Origin of the sequence: Collimonas sp. PA-H2 (assembly GCF_002564105.1) — a bacterium.
GTDB lineage: Bacteria > Pseudomonadota > Gammaproteobacteria > Burkholderiales > Burkholderiaceae_D > Collimonas.
In genome coordinates, this window is sequence record NZ_PDBX01000001.1 from 994,248 (window position 1) to 1,008,407 (window position 14,160).

Annotated in this window: 12 protein-coding genes and 1 tRNA gene; 6 read left to right on the forward strand and 7 right to left on the reverse strand. The window is 54.6% G+C overall.

What is annotated here, in order from left to right; all coding sequences use genetic code 11:
- The first annotated feature begins 472 nt into the window (after positions 1-472).
- From BCF11_RS04485 to BCF11_RS04515, 6 genes are all read left to right on the forward strand, one after another.
- On the forward strand, positions 473-1,510 hold the full coding sequence (locus BCF11_RS04485; protein WP_233212364.1) for a hypothetical protein: 1,038 nt from the start codon (positions 473-475) through the stop codon (positions 1,508-1,510).
- A 170-nt stretch (positions 1,511-1,680) separates the two neighbouring features.
- Complete coding sequence (locus BCF11_RS04490) at positions 1,681-2,400, forward strand: hypothetical protein (RefSeq protein ID WP_098493677.1); 720 nt, start codon at positions 1,681-1,683, stop codon at positions 2,398-2,400.
- Positions 2,401-2,742: 342 nt separating this feature from the next.
- A complete protein-coding gene (locus tag BCF11_RS04500) occupies positions 2,743-3,954 on the forward strand; it encodes a hypothetical protein (protein WP_233212365.1) in 1,212 nt (403 codons plus the stop codon).
- A gap of 353 nt (positions 3,955-4,307) precedes the next feature.
- Positions 4,308-4,625, forward strand: coding sequence for a hypothetical protein (locus tag BCF11_RS04505; protein WP_233212366.1), 318 nt, complete (start codon positions 4,308-4,310; stop codon positions 4,623-4,625).
- Positions 4,626-5,526: 901 nt separating this feature from the next.
- The gene (locus tag BCF11_RS04510; RefSeq protein WP_233212367.1) at positions 5,527-7,623 is read left to right on the forward strand and encodes a dockerin; all 2,097 of its coding nucleotides are present in this window, start codon (positions 5,527-5,529) and stop codon (positions 7,621-7,623) included.
- 1,144 nt (positions 7,624-8,767) lie between these two features.
- Positions 8,768-9,136 carry a hypothetical protein gene (locus BCF11_RS04515; RefSeq protein ID WP_098493680.1) on the forward strand — a complete coding sequence of 123 codons (369 nt, stop codon included), beginning with the start codon at positions 8,768-8,770 and terminating at the stop codon, positions 9,134-9,136.
- Here the strand turns inward: BCF11_RS04515 and BCF11_RS04520 are convergent, their stop codons facing one another.
- The 7 genes from BCF11_RS04520 to BCF11_RS04545 form a co-directional block, all read right to left on the reverse strand.
- A complete protein-coding gene (locus tag BCF11_RS04520; RefSeq protein ID WP_098493681.1) occupies positions 9,137-10,651 on the reverse strand; it encodes an IS66 family transposase in 1,515 nt (504 codons plus the stop codon). It lies immediately after the preceding gene.
- A gap of 30 nt (positions 10,652-10,681) precedes the next feature.
- Positions 10,682-11,029 carry an IS66 family insertion sequence element accessory protein TnpB gene (gene tnpB, locus BCF11_RS04525; RefSeq protein ID WP_098493682.1) on the reverse strand — a complete coding sequence of 116 codons (348 nt, stop codon included), beginning with the start codon at positions 11,027-11,029 and terminating at the stop codon, positions 10,682-10,684.
- Entirely contained in the window at positions 11,026-11,421 is a 396-nt protein-coding gene (locus BCF11_RS04530) for a transposase (RefSeq protein WP_098493683.1), read from the reverse strand. The genes tnpB and BCF11_RS04530 overlap by 4 nt, the downstream gene beginning before the upstream one ends.
- Before the next feature lie 49 nt (positions 11,422-11,470).
- The gene (locus tag BCF11_RS27430) at positions 11,471-11,782 is read right to left on the reverse strand and encodes a hypothetical protein (protein ID WP_143751257.1); all 312 of its coding nucleotides are present in this window, start codon (positions 11,780-11,782) and stop codon (positions 11,471-11,473) included.
- A 172-nt stretch (positions 11,783-11,954) separates the two neighbouring features.
- Positions 11,955-13,067, reverse strand: coding sequence for a hypothetical protein (locus BCF11_RS04535; RefSeq protein ID WP_098493684.1), 1,113 nt, complete (start codon positions 13,065-13,067; stop codon positions 11,955-11,957).
- 242 nt (positions 13,068-13,309) lie between these two features.
- A complete protein-coding gene (locus BCF11_RS04540; protein WP_098493685.1) occupies positions 13,310-13,807 on the reverse strand; it encodes a hypothetical protein in 498 nt (165 codons plus the stop codon).
- 179 nt (positions 13,808-13,986) lie between these two features.
- Positions 13,987-14,077: transfer RNA gene (locus BCF11_RS04545), tRNA-Ser, on the reverse strand.
- Between the last annotated feature and the right edge of the window lie 83 nt (positions 14,078-14,160).

A 14,160-nucleotide genomic window follows, 5' to 3' on the forward strand; every position in this document is an offset into this window, starting at 1 on the left:
AAGAACAAACTGGATTTTCGTTGTTTCGAATTTTGAGTGCAGTTATTGGGGCCTGTTCAAGTTAAACGAGACTGCCCAGTCGGTGTTAGCGCTAACAAAATTTGTCAGTTTTTTTATTTTGAGGTCAATTTTCTGTCCATATTCTGGTGGCACAACTTCGAATCACCTTCGGCCTTTTCGCCTGAATTCGTTCTACTGCGCGTTCGGTATTCGATGTGGCACGGATAGTGCTCATAACGTTTCCGCACGATAACTATCGCATGCTAAAAATATGACATCTCTTTTTAAAAAACAATTCTTTATCACGATCTCTGCCTGCCTGATACTCAGCGCGTGTGGTGGCGGCACGAGTGATGCCGGAACAGGCTCTTCCTCAACCGGCACGGGGGCCACTCCAGCTGGCACGGGGTCTACGCCAACCGGCACGGGGTCCACGCCAACCGGCACGGGCTCTACGCCAAATGTCACTTTCATGGGCAAGAGCACGGTGTTGATCGGAAGAACGTCGATTGATGCTCTTTCGGTTGCCGCACCATTCGACGCTCAGTACCAATACGTCGTCAGTCCGCCGGCACCGTCGAGCGACCTGTACACGGCGACGTCCTGCCCTAATGGGACGAACTGGTGGGGATGCGCGGGCGGTAGCATCGGGAGGCTCATCCCCAACGTCGAAGCCCGCGCTGCGCAGGCCACCTACTTGGGTAAATCGTATCCGCAGACAGTGATGTGGACATGGTTTGAACTCGGCCTCCTGGCGCCCGTGAACAAGTGGCAGGACGAGGTGACGGCGGTCAACCAGGTCGACCTCCTCACCAAATACCTGAACGACTACCGTTTCTTCCTCCAGAAGATCGGCACCTCGCACGACATGATTGATCTCGAACCCGATTTTTTTGGTTTCGCGCGAGGGTACGGCCCTCTGGACCAGGACCCGGCGCAGGTGACGGCTGCGAATCCGACCGACTGCGGAGACCAGGCGAACACTGTGGCGGGTCTGGCTCACTGCCTGATCGCAATGACCCGCAAGTACGCTCCCAACACGGCCGTCGGCCTGCACCTCACCTGCTGGGACTGGCCCGGCAACGTGGATAAATGTGCCAAAGATTACGTGACCCTCGGGGGAAAGGGTGCAGACTTCCTCGTCGGGGAGGTTGAATCCACGGACGCCGGACTCAACGCCAAGCTGGGGAATGGCAACTCATTCTGGAGCGACCAGAAGTGGGCCACGCAACTCGCCTATTGGAAACAGATGGCCGAGGCGGTCGGCCACCCGATCGTCGTCTGGCAGATCCCGATCGGTAACATGGCACAGAACAACACCGACTACCACTACCAGGACGACAAGGTGGACTGGCTGTTCTCGCACATGGGCCAGGTCGCGAGCGCCCATGTCGGGGCTCTGATGTTCGGCCAAGGATCGGACCTATCGACCACGGCTGAAACCGACGGCGGCAACCTGTTCGCGAAGACGATCGCCTATCGCAATGCAGGGGGCACGCCGCTCAAATAGCGTGTCCCTGCGTGCTGTCGCATAGCCACCCTGGTGCAGCAATTATTGCCAGAACGTGAAAAGCGTCGACAGCAAAGGGTTCACTGTGGCTAATGTCGGCAATCAAGCTCTGATGAAAAATTTGCCTGCGGAATGCGTTTGCGGTGATGCCGCGCTAATTGTTGGGAGTTATGGTTCAGATATCAATATTAAAAAAGATCGCGACGTATTTATTGACGCTTCTATTGTTTTCGTACGCAACAGCAGCCTTTTGTGAAGACCGGTTTTATGTCATTTGGCGAGATATCGGATTGCCGGATGCAACACGTCTTGTCAGTCAGTATTCAGGCCGTTCGATTCGTTTGGCGCCAGACGTGGGTGGAACAATTAATCTTGCCTCAAGCGAGCCGCTCTCGCCGGACGAGATTTTTGTCCTGTTCCAAAAATCACTTCGGGAACAAAGGCTGAGATTGCTGCTTGTTGATGGCAATGAGTATCAGATAGAGAAGGCAAATTCAAATACGTTCAGCGATCAGGCCGCGGCTCCGCATGCCCCAGAAATTGTCACGTCAGAACCGGCGACGACACTTTCTTCATCTGCAAAATTCATCCATAGCCAACAAGAAGCAGTCGCCAAGCGTCGACATGTGGGCGTTATATTTGCCTTTGAACAGCGCGCGCAGGCAATTGCTTCGCAACTCTGTGCGGCTGGAGCCGAAGCTATCGTCCTGGCGTCGAACGATCCGGCGGATAAGGAATTTTCTGTTGTATTGCTGTACCGGGATGATAAAGAAAGTTATCAAGCAATGATTACTGCGGTAGAACGGGCAGGATTGAATAATCTGATTTCCTTGCCGACGTTACCTGTTGAATTTTCTATGCAGGGAACCTCAGGTCGACGCAGTCAGTGAGTCCGTAGGCTAGCCAGGGAGCATGCATCTTATCTGTGACTGTTCAAGACAAGAAGGACGCTTTGCGTCACTTTTTCTGACGAAGCGAGAGATCTGACTTTATTGCAAAAACAGGCATGGTTCGTGCCTATGCGTGAGGGCGATGAGGAACATGCCAGGCAATGCAACGACGCGTCTTTAGACACAAATGCCCGCAGCGAACCTCCTGGCAAAACTTTACATAGGCTGCGGTTCGGGATGTGCTTCAAGTTGAAGCTTGATCCGGATCGCCGGTCAATATCCGGAACCAGTGCCGGCGACGCGTGCGGCGACTGGTATTCCTTCAATTTCACGGAGTTTTAGATGACTATGTTTACCCTGCGACGTACTGCTGCGCTACTGCTTGCATTCCTCCTTTTCGGTTGCGGTGGCGGTGGCGGAAGCGACGGCACTTCAGGCGGTGGTACTTCAGGTGTTGGTACTTCAGGCAGTGGTACTTCAGGTGGCGGTACCTCAGGTACCGCGGCTTCTGTCGCTTTGGTGGCCAAGCTCGGCAAACCTTCTCGGGTGCTGGTCGGACTTGGTGCTGGCAATTCCTTGCCGCAAATGCAAAGCCAAAGCATTCACCCGGATATCGTCGACACCTATCTGGTGGGCGTCGGCGCGGGCGCGTGGCCTACCTGGAACAGTCCCGACGGCGCCTACATCACCTACACCGCGCAGGCCATCCAGGCCTATGGTGCGACCCCGATGTTCACGTTTTATCAGATGGCGCAGAACGGCGGCGGCAACTTGAGCGGAATCAACGATGCGACGTTCATGAATAACTACTGGGGGCAGGCCCGGCTGATGTATCAACGCATTGCCGCGCTCAATGCACCCGTTCTGATCAATCTGGAGCCGGATTTCTGGGGTTTCGTATGGGCGCAGGCGCCCGGGCATGATCCAGCGCAGATACCAGCCGTCGTCAGCAGCCAGGCCGAATGTAGCGGATTGCCGAATACCGCTGCCGGCATCGGCCAGTGCCTGGTGCAGATGGGCAGGAAGATCGCACCTAATGCGTTGCTCGGATTCCCGCCCTCGTTCTGGTCTGGCTCCCCGGCTGAGATTGGCGCCGAAATGAAAGCGGTTGGAGCACATCAGGCGGATTTCATCGTTTCCCAGACGAGCGATCGGGACGCCGGCTGCCTGGAAGTCGCATCGCCTCCAGCGGAATGCGCAGGACGAACCGGGTCGTTCTATTGGGACGAAAACAATATCGCTACACCGAATTTCCACCAATCGCAGAGCGCGATCTCGGACTATCGTACTGCGCTGAGCAATGGACTCCCGATCCTGTGGTGGCAGACGCCGATGGGCGTACCGTCCTCTACGCCAGGCGGTACCAATCAGCACTATCGCGACAACCATGTTGACTACATGTTGCGCAACACACAGGAATACGGCGATATCCATACCTTCGCAATCGTCTTCAGCGCAGGGGGATCCTTCCAAACCACGATCAACACTGACGGTGGACAATTTTTCCGTCTCCTGAGTCAGTATCTCGCGCAAGGCGGCGCCACCCTACGATAGCGATGACAGTGCGCTATCGGCGGCGACCTGGTTGCCCAAGCGTCACAACTTGGGGCACCGGCTTGAACTAAGGATGCGACGTTCCGAAGTATGGTTGTCGCGCGCCGTCAGCCCGGCAATCAAGTTATGACAAAAAGATCGGCCATGCCGGATGGTAGGCCGTTCTGTCGCCATCCAATTGACGCGGCGTAATGAATTCCTGACGGCGGTTTCTCGCGCGCTCACTTGAAAATCATGATTTCCTAACGCCCTCCGCTCCTCGGAACGATTAGCATTTCTGCTAAGGGAATATAAAAATAAAATAGCATTTTTTCAAATGTATCTAATTTCATCTTAACAACCGAAGGCAAGTAATGAAAAATGCAGACGGCGTGGATGAGTACATTAAAAATGCCAACAAGATGCTGGACGCCATCATCGCCAAGCTGGGACTAAAAAACGACGTCGCACTTTCACGTTGCCTCGAAGTGGCTCCGCCTGTCATCAGCAAAATCCGCCATGGCCGGCTGTGGGTCGGCGCATCCATGCTGATCAGCCTCCATGAAACCAGCGATCTTTCCATTGCCGAACTGAAGAGTTTTTTTGAGGCGCAATCGTATGTTCCATGGGGAAACTGGATATCTCCGCTCGGAAATCACCGGTCCATCCTGTGCGGATGGCTATACACCTAGTGCAAGCGCCAAATGCGTGTTTCAACTTTTGGCGTTGCTCAAAACCGAGGCGATAAAGTCATGCAAACAACGACGCGCCTTGAAACAGATCCATCAGGATCTGCGGGATGTGAGTTTCGACGGATATTCCGACAGGGCGGCAGCCTTCGCCGGGGTATGGCGGGCGGTTCAAACTGACCGAGTCAATTCAGCAAGCAAAAGAACAAACTGGATTTTCGTTGTTTCGAATTTTGAGTGCAGTTATTTGGGCTTGTTCAAGTTAAACGAGACTGCCCAGTCGGTGTTAGCGCTAACAAAATTTGTCAGTTTTTTTATTTTGAGGTCAATTTTCTGTCCATATTCTGGTGGCACAACTTCGAATCACCTTCGGCCTTTTCGCCTGAATTCGTTCTACTGCGCGTTCGGTATTCGATGTGGCACGGATAGTGCTCATAACGTTTCCGCACGACAACTATCGCATGCGAAAAATATGACATCTCTTTTTAAAAAACAATTCTTTATCACGATCTCTGCCTGCCTGATACTCAGCGCGTGTGGTGGCGGCACGAGTGATGCCGGAACAGGCTCTTCCTCAACCGGCACGGAGGCCACTCCAGCTAGTACGGGCTCTACACCAACCGGCACAGATTCCACGCCAACCGGCACGGGCTCTATGCCAACCGGCACGGGTTCCACGCCAACCGGTACGGGGTCTACGCCAACCGGTACGGGGTCTACGCCAACCGGCACGGGCTCTACGCCAGCCAGCACGGGTTCCACGCCAACCGGCACGGGGTCTACGCCAAATAATGGATCCGGTGGTACCTCGACTGGCAGCGCGGCGGCCACCTGGACCAGCGTCAAGTGGGGCGGCGGCGGCTATGTCGACGGCCTGATCTATCATCCGACGTCGCCTAACGTCTTGTACGCCCGGACGGACGTTGGCGGCGCCTACCGCTGGAACCAGACCACGTCGCAATGGGTGCCCATTACCGATGGCCTGGGTTTCAGCCAGGCCGACTCCGCCTTCCACGACGTCGAAAGCATCGCCCTCGACCCCACCAACGACCAGCTCGTCTACTTGGTCGGGGGCAATGGCGGCAACGGTCGGCTGTATGCTTCCAGCGACCGGGGCAACAGCTGGACGTGGGTCAGCCTGCCATTCATGGTGAACGGCAACGCTGAGGGCCGGGCGATCGGCGAGCGCCTGATGCTCGATCCGACCAATCCGTCGACGATGTTCTACGGTTCACGCAATGCCGGCCTGTGGAAGAGCGCGGACTCGGGCCATACCTGGGCGCAGGTCACGGGCTTGTCTTCCCTCAATATGAACACCGCCGCGGTCGGCGTCGAGCAGATCATCTTCGACAATGGGAACGTGGGCGGCGGCCAGACGACCTGGAACATGTGGGCTGCGGTCGCCCCCGACTACGCCAACGCGGCGAGCCTGACCTCGACCTTCTACAGGTCCAGCAACGGCGGTTTTTCATGGACGCCGGTCGCGGTGCCGGCCGCGGTCGTCGGGTATTACATCCCGCACTTCGCGCGCGCCGCCGATGGCATGTACTACGTAGTATTCAACAAGAACGCGGGCCCGGGCGGCGATGGTCCCGGCTACCTCTATAAGTTTAGCGGTAACAATGGCGGTATCTGGACCTTGATTAGCAGCACCACCGCGGGCGGCTACGGCGGCGTGTCCGTCTATGGCAGCGGCCCGACCACCCGCGTCGCGCTGGCTGTGACCAATACCTGGACCGATTTCCCCGGGCAGAAGATCACCCAGTTGTCCGACAACGCCGGCAGCACCTGGCGCGAAATCGAGTCCCAGATGCCCCACACGCAGACCACCTCCGGGTACTGGGGCTGGAATGATGACGTCGAGATCGATCCGAACAACCGCGACCACATCATGCACCTTGACGGCCCCGGCATCTGGGAGACGATGAACGCCTCGTCGGCGACACCGAGCTGGACCTTGAAGGTGAACGGCATCGAGGAGACTGTCACCCTGGCCGTCATCACCCCGCCAGCCGGTGCGACGTACAAGCTCATCAACAGCGGGGGCGACATCGGCACCTGGGTCCAGACGGACCTCGCGACGATGCCGACCAAAGGCCCCACCACGGGCTGGACCAATGGCAATTCGGCCGACATGAGCTGGTCCGATCCGCAATACATTGCCGCTGTCGCCACCACGAACGGGTCCGGTGGCGCAGGATACGGATACTGGTCGGGCGACGGCGGCGCCACGTGGACGAACTTCGCCACCCTGCCTGCCGGCGCCGCGGCCGATGGGCGCGAAGCGTCCAACATCGTTGTCACCGCACGCAACAAGGCGATCTGGGCGCCGTCCAATGCGGTGCCGTCCTACACCACCGACAACGGCGCCAGCTGGACGGCGACGAATCTCCCCGCGCTGACGATGTTCGGCGGCTGGACGCGCGCCTACCGGCTCGCGGCGGACCGCAAGAACCCGAACAAGGTCTATGCCTACGATTCGGGCGGTGTATGGTGGTCGGGAACGCCAGGCAGGGTCTATGTCTCGACGGATGGCGGCCATACCTTCACGCTGAGCCAGGGCTCGGTGTCGGCGGGGCTGCGCGCCAATCCGTGGCACGCCACCTCGATGGCCGTCAATCCGAACGTCGAGGGCGATGTCTGGCTGACTGACGGCGATACCGTGTATCACTCGGTTGACTCGGGCGCCACCTGGACCAAGCTCAACAACTTCGCGTCTATCTTCAGCAACGGCAACGGGTCGCCCGACGCGCAGGGTGCCAGCGTGGTGGCCCTGGGCAAGGCAGCCGTTGGCGCGCCGTACTCGGCCGCAATCTACGTGGTGGGCGTGATCAACGGCCAGTGGGGCGTGTGGGCTTCCGACAATGCAGGCAGCACCTGGACCCGCTTTAACGACGATGCCCACCAGTTCGGCGGCATCGGCGCGATGGCGGCTGACTGGAACATCTACGGCCGGATCTACGTCAATGGCACGGGCCGCGGCTTGCTGTATTCCAATTAAGATCGCTTGATCGCGGGTGGACAAGGGCGGCTGCGGTCGCCCTTGTTATTTTGGGTCGCTGGATAGCGACGCTGGCGCGGTTGACGCCCTGGCGCAATCTGCCCGGCATCTTGGCCCAGATGGCGTGCTACGGCAAGACGGTCAAAGCTGTTGGAACGGTGAGAAAAACGGGATTCTGAAATTTCCGCCGGTTTGAGCGTAGAACCTCAGTTAATGAGCCAAACTAGAGGATTGAACCGACACCATGAGCCTGCGCGCGCAGTCATCCCCCCGCCACGCCTGCCCGCTAAATTGGTCGCTTTCGACTCAAATTTTTTGAAGTGACGCACATAGGAGAAACCTAGCGTCGAAGGGCGCAAATACGTCGCAAAAAAGTGACGCAAAACGACGCACGCAGAGGGGGAAAAATGGGGTTGTGGTGTGAGCGATGAAAAGCCGATTTCAGGTTTGACCTCGGGGAAAGCATAACCTTTATAACCAAGCGATTTTATACGCTGTAAGTCGTTGATTTATATAGCTTTATGTAGTTATAGTTGAACTATAACTTTTGATAACTTAAAACATAACCAGATTCCAAGTCATTGATTTATATAGTTATTTATTTTTAAAGAAGTTATCTTTAATTTTATAACCTAGTTATGCCAAGGTTATGCCGAGGTTATAGTTGGCCGAGTCTTGCAAAGCCTTATGCAACAAGGGTTTTCAGCCGATTTCTGCAAAAGGTTATAAAGGTTATGGTTTTCCCGAGGGGTACTTTATTTTAGCGATAGTCAGTAAAAACCACCAATTTATTGCCTTATGGTAATTTTAAATTGCTCGTTAGTGTTGCTGCTGGCATTAGTTGCAAACTGATCGCTGCGCCGGTTCCGGCTGACCTGATCTATCCTGATAGGTGCGTTGAACTTACAGTCCGTGCATGACTGATTGCTACGACTTGCAACGGGCAGTAAGCGACCTACAGCCTCCCGTCGACGTACTTCAAAACGGACATTTAACGCTTCAATCAGGCGGTGCTTTAGCGGCCTGCGGCATTGATTTGTTAAGTGGTTTTTCCACCTGGTGGGTAAGCGTCCTCTCTGAGCCGTCTTGACGGGGTTATTTGTGGCGGACGTTAAAATGGCGGTTTTGTACAAGTTATTCAGCCATGGACGACTATCCTCGCTTCACAATCAATCGCGGCATGATCATTCTCGTGCCGAAGCAGCCCGTTCTCGACTGGATCATACGGGTCGATCCTATCCCATCGAATTTGACGCTTGAGGAAATTCGTCGGGAACAGGACGGTTTTCTGGTGTCGCAAGAGAGCATTGAGACTACCGAGGATGCCAAGAGTTGGGTCTACCGCCGCTGGAAGATGTTTTTCGAGCTGCAGTTAAACGATTGGTACACCGAAGAATCGTGGTGGCCACAGAAACGCAGCCTGAAGATGTTCAAGGAGTGGTTTGATATCCATTACCATCCGATGCTGTGGGATATGATGCAGGAAGCGATCGAGCACGAAGACTGGGATTGATCAGGCAAGCTGCCCGACGATATTCCAGGGCAGGAAGTCATCAACCTTGTTGACGGGATGATCGGCAATATGAGTAAGGACGTAGCGTAGCCATACTTCGGGATCAATGCCGTTGAGTTTGGCCGTTCCGATAAGGGTGTAGATTGCTGCAGCACGTTCGCCACCGCTGTCGGCGCCTGCGAAGAGATAGTTGCGACGACCAATGGCAACGCCGCGCAGCGCTCGCTCTGCCGCTGAATTGTCGATTTCAATCGCGCCATCCTCGCAAAAACGGATCAGCGCCGGCCAGCGATTGAGCGCGTACAGAATCGCCGCCGTTGTATCGGATTTGCGCGACAGCGTTGCCATGGTGGTGTGTAACCATGTTTCAAGTTCATCGAGTAAGGGGCGTGATCGGGTACGCCGTGCCAGCAATCGTTCATCCGGCGGCTTGCCCCGGATCTCTGCCTCGATAACGTAGAGTTCGCCGATACGGCGCAGTGCTTCGGTCGTCACCGCCGAGGGGCGCGCATCATGCAAGTCGTAGAACTTGCGTCGAGCGTGCGCCCAGCATGCGGCCTCTTGTACCTTGCCGCTGTCATAGATGGCATTGAAACCGGCGTAGGCATCGGCTTGCAGCGTGCCGGAGAAGTCGGCCAGATGCGTTTGCGGGTGGATGCCTTTGCTATCCGGTGTGTAAGCAAACCATACCGCAGCAGGAGTTAGCGACCCGGACGGTCTGTCATCGCGCACATACGTCCACAGCCGCCCGGTCTTGGTCTTACCGTTGCCAGGAGCGAGCACAGGAACCGGCGTGTCATCAGCGTGGATCTTGTCGGCCTCCATCACATGGCGCCGAATTGCTTCAACCAAGGGGCGTAGCAAAGCACTGGTAGCACCAACCCAATCAGCCAGCAGCCCGCGACGCAGTTCCACGCCTTCACGGGCATAGATGACCGATTGTCGATACAGTGGCAAGTGATCGGCATATTTCGATACCAGCACATGAGCCAGCAAGCCAGGACCGGCCAGACCGCGCTCGATCGGACGGCTCGGCGCCGGTACCTGCACGATACCATCGCAGCAAGCGCAAGCCATCTTCGGGCGGATGTGGCGGATTACTTTGAAGCTGCCCGGAATGAATTCGAGCTGTTCTGAGACATCTTCGCCTAGGTAACGCAAGCCACCGCCACAGGACGGGCATGCTTGAGCTGCTGGCGGATACACCCGCTCTTCGCGGGGCAGATGCTCTGGCAACGGTTTGCGCTGCGCTGACGTGCGAGGTGTGAGATCCCGCTGCGTCTGAGCCGCGGATTCACCGGCATCCGCTTGCAAGTCTTCCAGCCGCAACTCAAGCTGCTCGATTTGAAGATCAAGTTTCTCTGATTTGCGCCCGAACTGCATGCGTTTGAGTTTAGTAATGAGCAGTTTGAGCTGCTCGATCTCCGTGGTATGCGTGGCGATGATCGCGTCACGCTCCCTGATCATGGCCTTCAGGGCATCGATGTCATCAGGGAGGTCGGCGTGCGTTGGCATGCTATGGAGTTTACGCAAATGCAGGGATGTTTACAACCCCGACTGTGGACGTTGCGTGCGTTCCGGACGTCGCCAATCGATGCCTTCGAGCAGCATGGAGAGCTGCGCTTGGGACAGCGAGACAGTGCCGCTGCTGGCCTGTGGCCAAATGAACCGTCCGCGTTCGAGGCGTTTGGAGAGCAGGCATAACCCGTCGCCGCTCCACCACAGAATCTTGAGGATGTCGCCGCGTCGACCTCTGAAGACGAACACATGACCGCTGAAGGGATCTTCGGCCAGCGCCGTTTGCACTTTGGCAGCTAAACCATTGAAACCGCTTCGCATATCGGTCACGCCCGCCGCAATCCAAATACGAGTACCCGCCGGCAGGCCGATCATGGCCGCAAGTGTTCCAGCACGAGAGACAAGACAGCCGTATCAACATGACCTTCAAGACGGAGCTTCGCTGCGCCGACCACCAATTCAATCACCCCAGTACCTGGTGCTGCCGGACCATCGCTACCGGTTGGTGGTACGGCACTCACCGGAGAGGGAGCTAGTAGCACCGGCAGCAGCTGGCAGCCAGTGTCGGCGGCCTCCCCGAGCCGTCCCTCTTTGAACAGCTTGCGCCATGCAAAAACTTGATTGGCATTGACATCATGCTGGCGAGCGATGCGCGCTACGGAAACGCCAGAGGTCAATGATTGTTCAACAACGGCGCGTTTGAATGCGACCGGGTGTTGTCGATAAGTGCCGCGCTTTGGAGTGACCGACTGAATAATTGTGCCCATGATTGAATTTGTGGGCACAATCGATTCGTGCCTTCAGTCTCAATCATCCTCAACTCAGCATGCCTTGTCCAGACGGTACTGGGATGACGCTTACCCAAAATCCGAACGGTCTATCTTCTTTTTTTTCTATATTTTTCCAAAGACCCGGCTGTCCATATTTATATTCGCCGGTAAAAATGGCTCGAATACAGCCCGCCAGTATCAATAAGCCGGTGCCCGCGGAAAATACTCCCAGACACGATTTCGTGATACTTGGCGGTCCAATAAAAGCGCCTGCGACAGCCCCAAGAATAAGAATTAAAAATGCAAGAAAAGTATAGTCCAGTAACTTCCTATTTTTTGTCGACAGTGGTGATGGCATTTCTTATCCTAATAATTATAAATTTCAGTCACGTTGCCGATGAGACTTGAAGTTTTTCATCACCTATTGGTCACATGCAGATATCCGCTCATGGCCGTTTTGAGCCGGCCGCAATAGGTCGATTTCGACCCGTTGCCGTCATTCGCGCTTCCCCAAAGCGGACTTTTTACTCCTATTTTAATTCTACGATAAATGACTGCAAGCGCTGTTCCAAGATAGCTTGAATTTCTTTCCAGTCTTTGAGGTAAATTCGCCGGTAGGTGATAGAAACCCTTGCGTTTAGCGGCTTGAAGATAAATTCATGCGTGCAATGCGGGATGAAATATTGCGAATCCTTTGCTTCTTCGGCTGGACATGTGATTAGTGTACGCATTTCGTTGCCGAGTCCCGGAGCATAAAAGATGTCTTCGTTCGAGATGCTTCCATAATCCGTGACAGGAGCATCTGGATGCTTTTTGAAATCCACGCCGAGTCGCCTCAGCCCGAACTTTGGTGGTTTTTCATCTGGCCAATCGCGGTCATGGCATATAGCTTGGCCTGTGGTGGCATGCGCGTTAGAAAGGTCATATGGCGCAATGCAAACATGCTTTGCACCATTAAGCGAGATACTGAACTTGTGTTGTAGGGGGTCATAATACTTTCCATCGACAGTTCTGATAGCGCCAGAATCGACTGTGGCATGAATCACCCTACCGTTGGCGATTTTCCGGAACTCTGCATCATTCGCTCTTGTGTGCAATGCCATTTCCGGCCAGAGTGCATCAAGCGATAGATATTCGTAAACAAAGGTGCGGCTCTTGCCTTCGCCACTAGGATTGAGAAGCACTTGTGGAGGCGAATAGACGTAACCAGGAGGAATACGCAGCTTGACCCATTGCGCCCCGTGCTCATCCATCGGCCAGTTCAGCATATGCGCCTTCGTGCCATCCTCAATTTTCAATACAAAAGTCGTCCCATGGTATGCCAGCAAAGCAGCGAAGCCGACACTTGCAATATGCAGAAACATACGTCGTCTCTTGATTGGCTCTGGCGAAGCACGTCTCCGTGAGGCGTACAAAAAGGCACAATAAATAAGCCACGCCGCCTCGATGACGATGGTGTCGGGCGGCCCTTTGTACGAAATTGAGAGGGCAATGATAGAGGGGGCAGCGGCAATTCCTGCCCAAATCCACCTCAAAAGACCAACCTTCTTGGAGGTAAGCAGGATTAGAATCGGTGGGAGAAACATCAGCAAAAATATTGCTGCATACCCTATTTCAAACGCAATGATTGCCCCTGTTGGCATGGTCTTTCCCTTGATTTTGCTTTAGCGAAGTCTTTGAAGACTTCTATGTCCCCTTGTCTGAACCGCAGATAAAAATCTCTGCTGCTAGCGCAAGGATTGCAAATTAGTGTGATTATGCTGCCACCAAAGATTTGCCAAAAAAAATCAAATTGAGAAGGTCGTTGACCGGCAGCTTCTGACCGTTTTGAGCCAATCGCGACAGACTCAATTCGGCCCAAAGGCAACTTTCGCTATCTTCGAAATTATAAAGATTCGGTGTTGGCTGTTTTTTGAACTTCCCAAACTCGCTCAACTTTGCCACCTGAAACAGCAAGGAAGTGCATAATTGTCGAACGATATGGATTTACATATATCCATGTCTCGTCTGCAATCGGTTCGTGAACTTCAAATAGCGATTGAATTGCGTTGACATTTTTCTGCGCATTGGCGGGCAAGTAACCTAGCAGTCCGGGCGTTCTGTTATCCGGTTCCCCAAGGACATCCAATACGACATCGACGGCAGCGCCTATCGGAATTCCTTTCACGACAGCCCGAACCCGATTAATCATCTGCCCGACAGGTTCGCTCTGTTGGCTATTGAAATTTTTCATATTCCTTTTTCCGAAAACACATATTCTGTCTGAATCGCCATCAGTTTGACAGACACTTTCGACCGTCTGCAATTGGCCGATATCGGCCAACTTATAGGGTTTCTCTTTTGGTTTTGCGTTTTTACAGGCTGCGTCTGTCAGTGCCATCATTTCATTGGATCAGGGTTGATATGAGTACCCCCATGGGGTGCTTTTGATACCCCCGAAAGTACCCCCGATTTTTTGGGATGTCAATGAACCAACTGAGACGCCATGAAACGAAAAACCCGCATTCTCATAGTGAGATATGCGGGTTCTGGGACTTCTTAGACCTACTTGAAACCAATACTTGGCGGAGAGACGGGGATTCGAACCCCGGATAGGCTATGAACCTATACACGCTTTCCAGGCGTGCGACTTCAACCACTCATCCATCTCTCCTGCATTACAACATTTCGTCAAATTTGAATTTCACGAAGCCGCGTATTATAGCAACAAATCGGGCAGAAGTAGAGGTTTCTGTT

Coding starts and splice junctions, on each gene's coding strand:
- BCF11_RS04485 (WP_233212364.1), top strand. CDS start 473: ATGGGCAAGAGCACGGTGTTGATCGGAAGAACGTCGATTGATGCTCTT.
- BCF11_RS04490 (WP_098493677.1), top strand. CDS start 1,681: ATGGTTCAGATATCAATATTAAAAAAGATCGCGACGTATTTATTGACG.
- BCF11_RS04500 (WP_233212365.1), top strand. CDS start 2,743: ATGACTATGTTTACCCTGCGACGTACTGCTGCGCTACTGCTTGCATTC.
- BCF11_RS04505 (WP_233212366.1), top strand. CDS start 4,308: ATGAAAAATGCAGACGGCGTGGATGAGTACATTAAAAATGCCAACAAG.
- BCF11_RS04515 (WP_098493680.1), top strand. CDS start 8,768: ATGGACGACTATCCTCGCTTCACAATCAATCGCGGCATGATCATTCTC.
- BCF11_RS04520 (WP_098493681.1), bottom strand. CDS start 10,651: ATGCCAACGCACGCCGACCTCCCTGATGACATCGATGCCCTGAAGGCC.
- tnpB (WP_098493682.1), bottom strand. CDS start 11,029: ATGATCGGCCTGCCGGCGGGTACTCGTATTTGGATTGCGGCGGGCGTG.
- BCF11_RS04530 (WP_098493683.1), bottom strand. CDS start 11,421: ATGGGCACAATTATTCAGTCGGTCACTCCAAAGCGCGGCACTTATCGA.
- BCF11_RS27430 (WP_143751257.1), bottom strand. CDS start 11,782: ATGCCATCACCACTGTCGACAAAAAATAGGAAGTTACTGGACTATACT.
- BCF11_RS04535 (WP_098493684.1), bottom strand. CDS start 13,067: ATGCCAACAGGGGCAATCATTGCGTTTGAAATAGGGTATGCAGCAATA.
- BCF11_RS04540 (WP_098493685.1), bottom strand. CDS start 13,807: ATGATGGCACTGACAGACGCAGCCTGTAAAAACGCAAAACCAAAAGAG.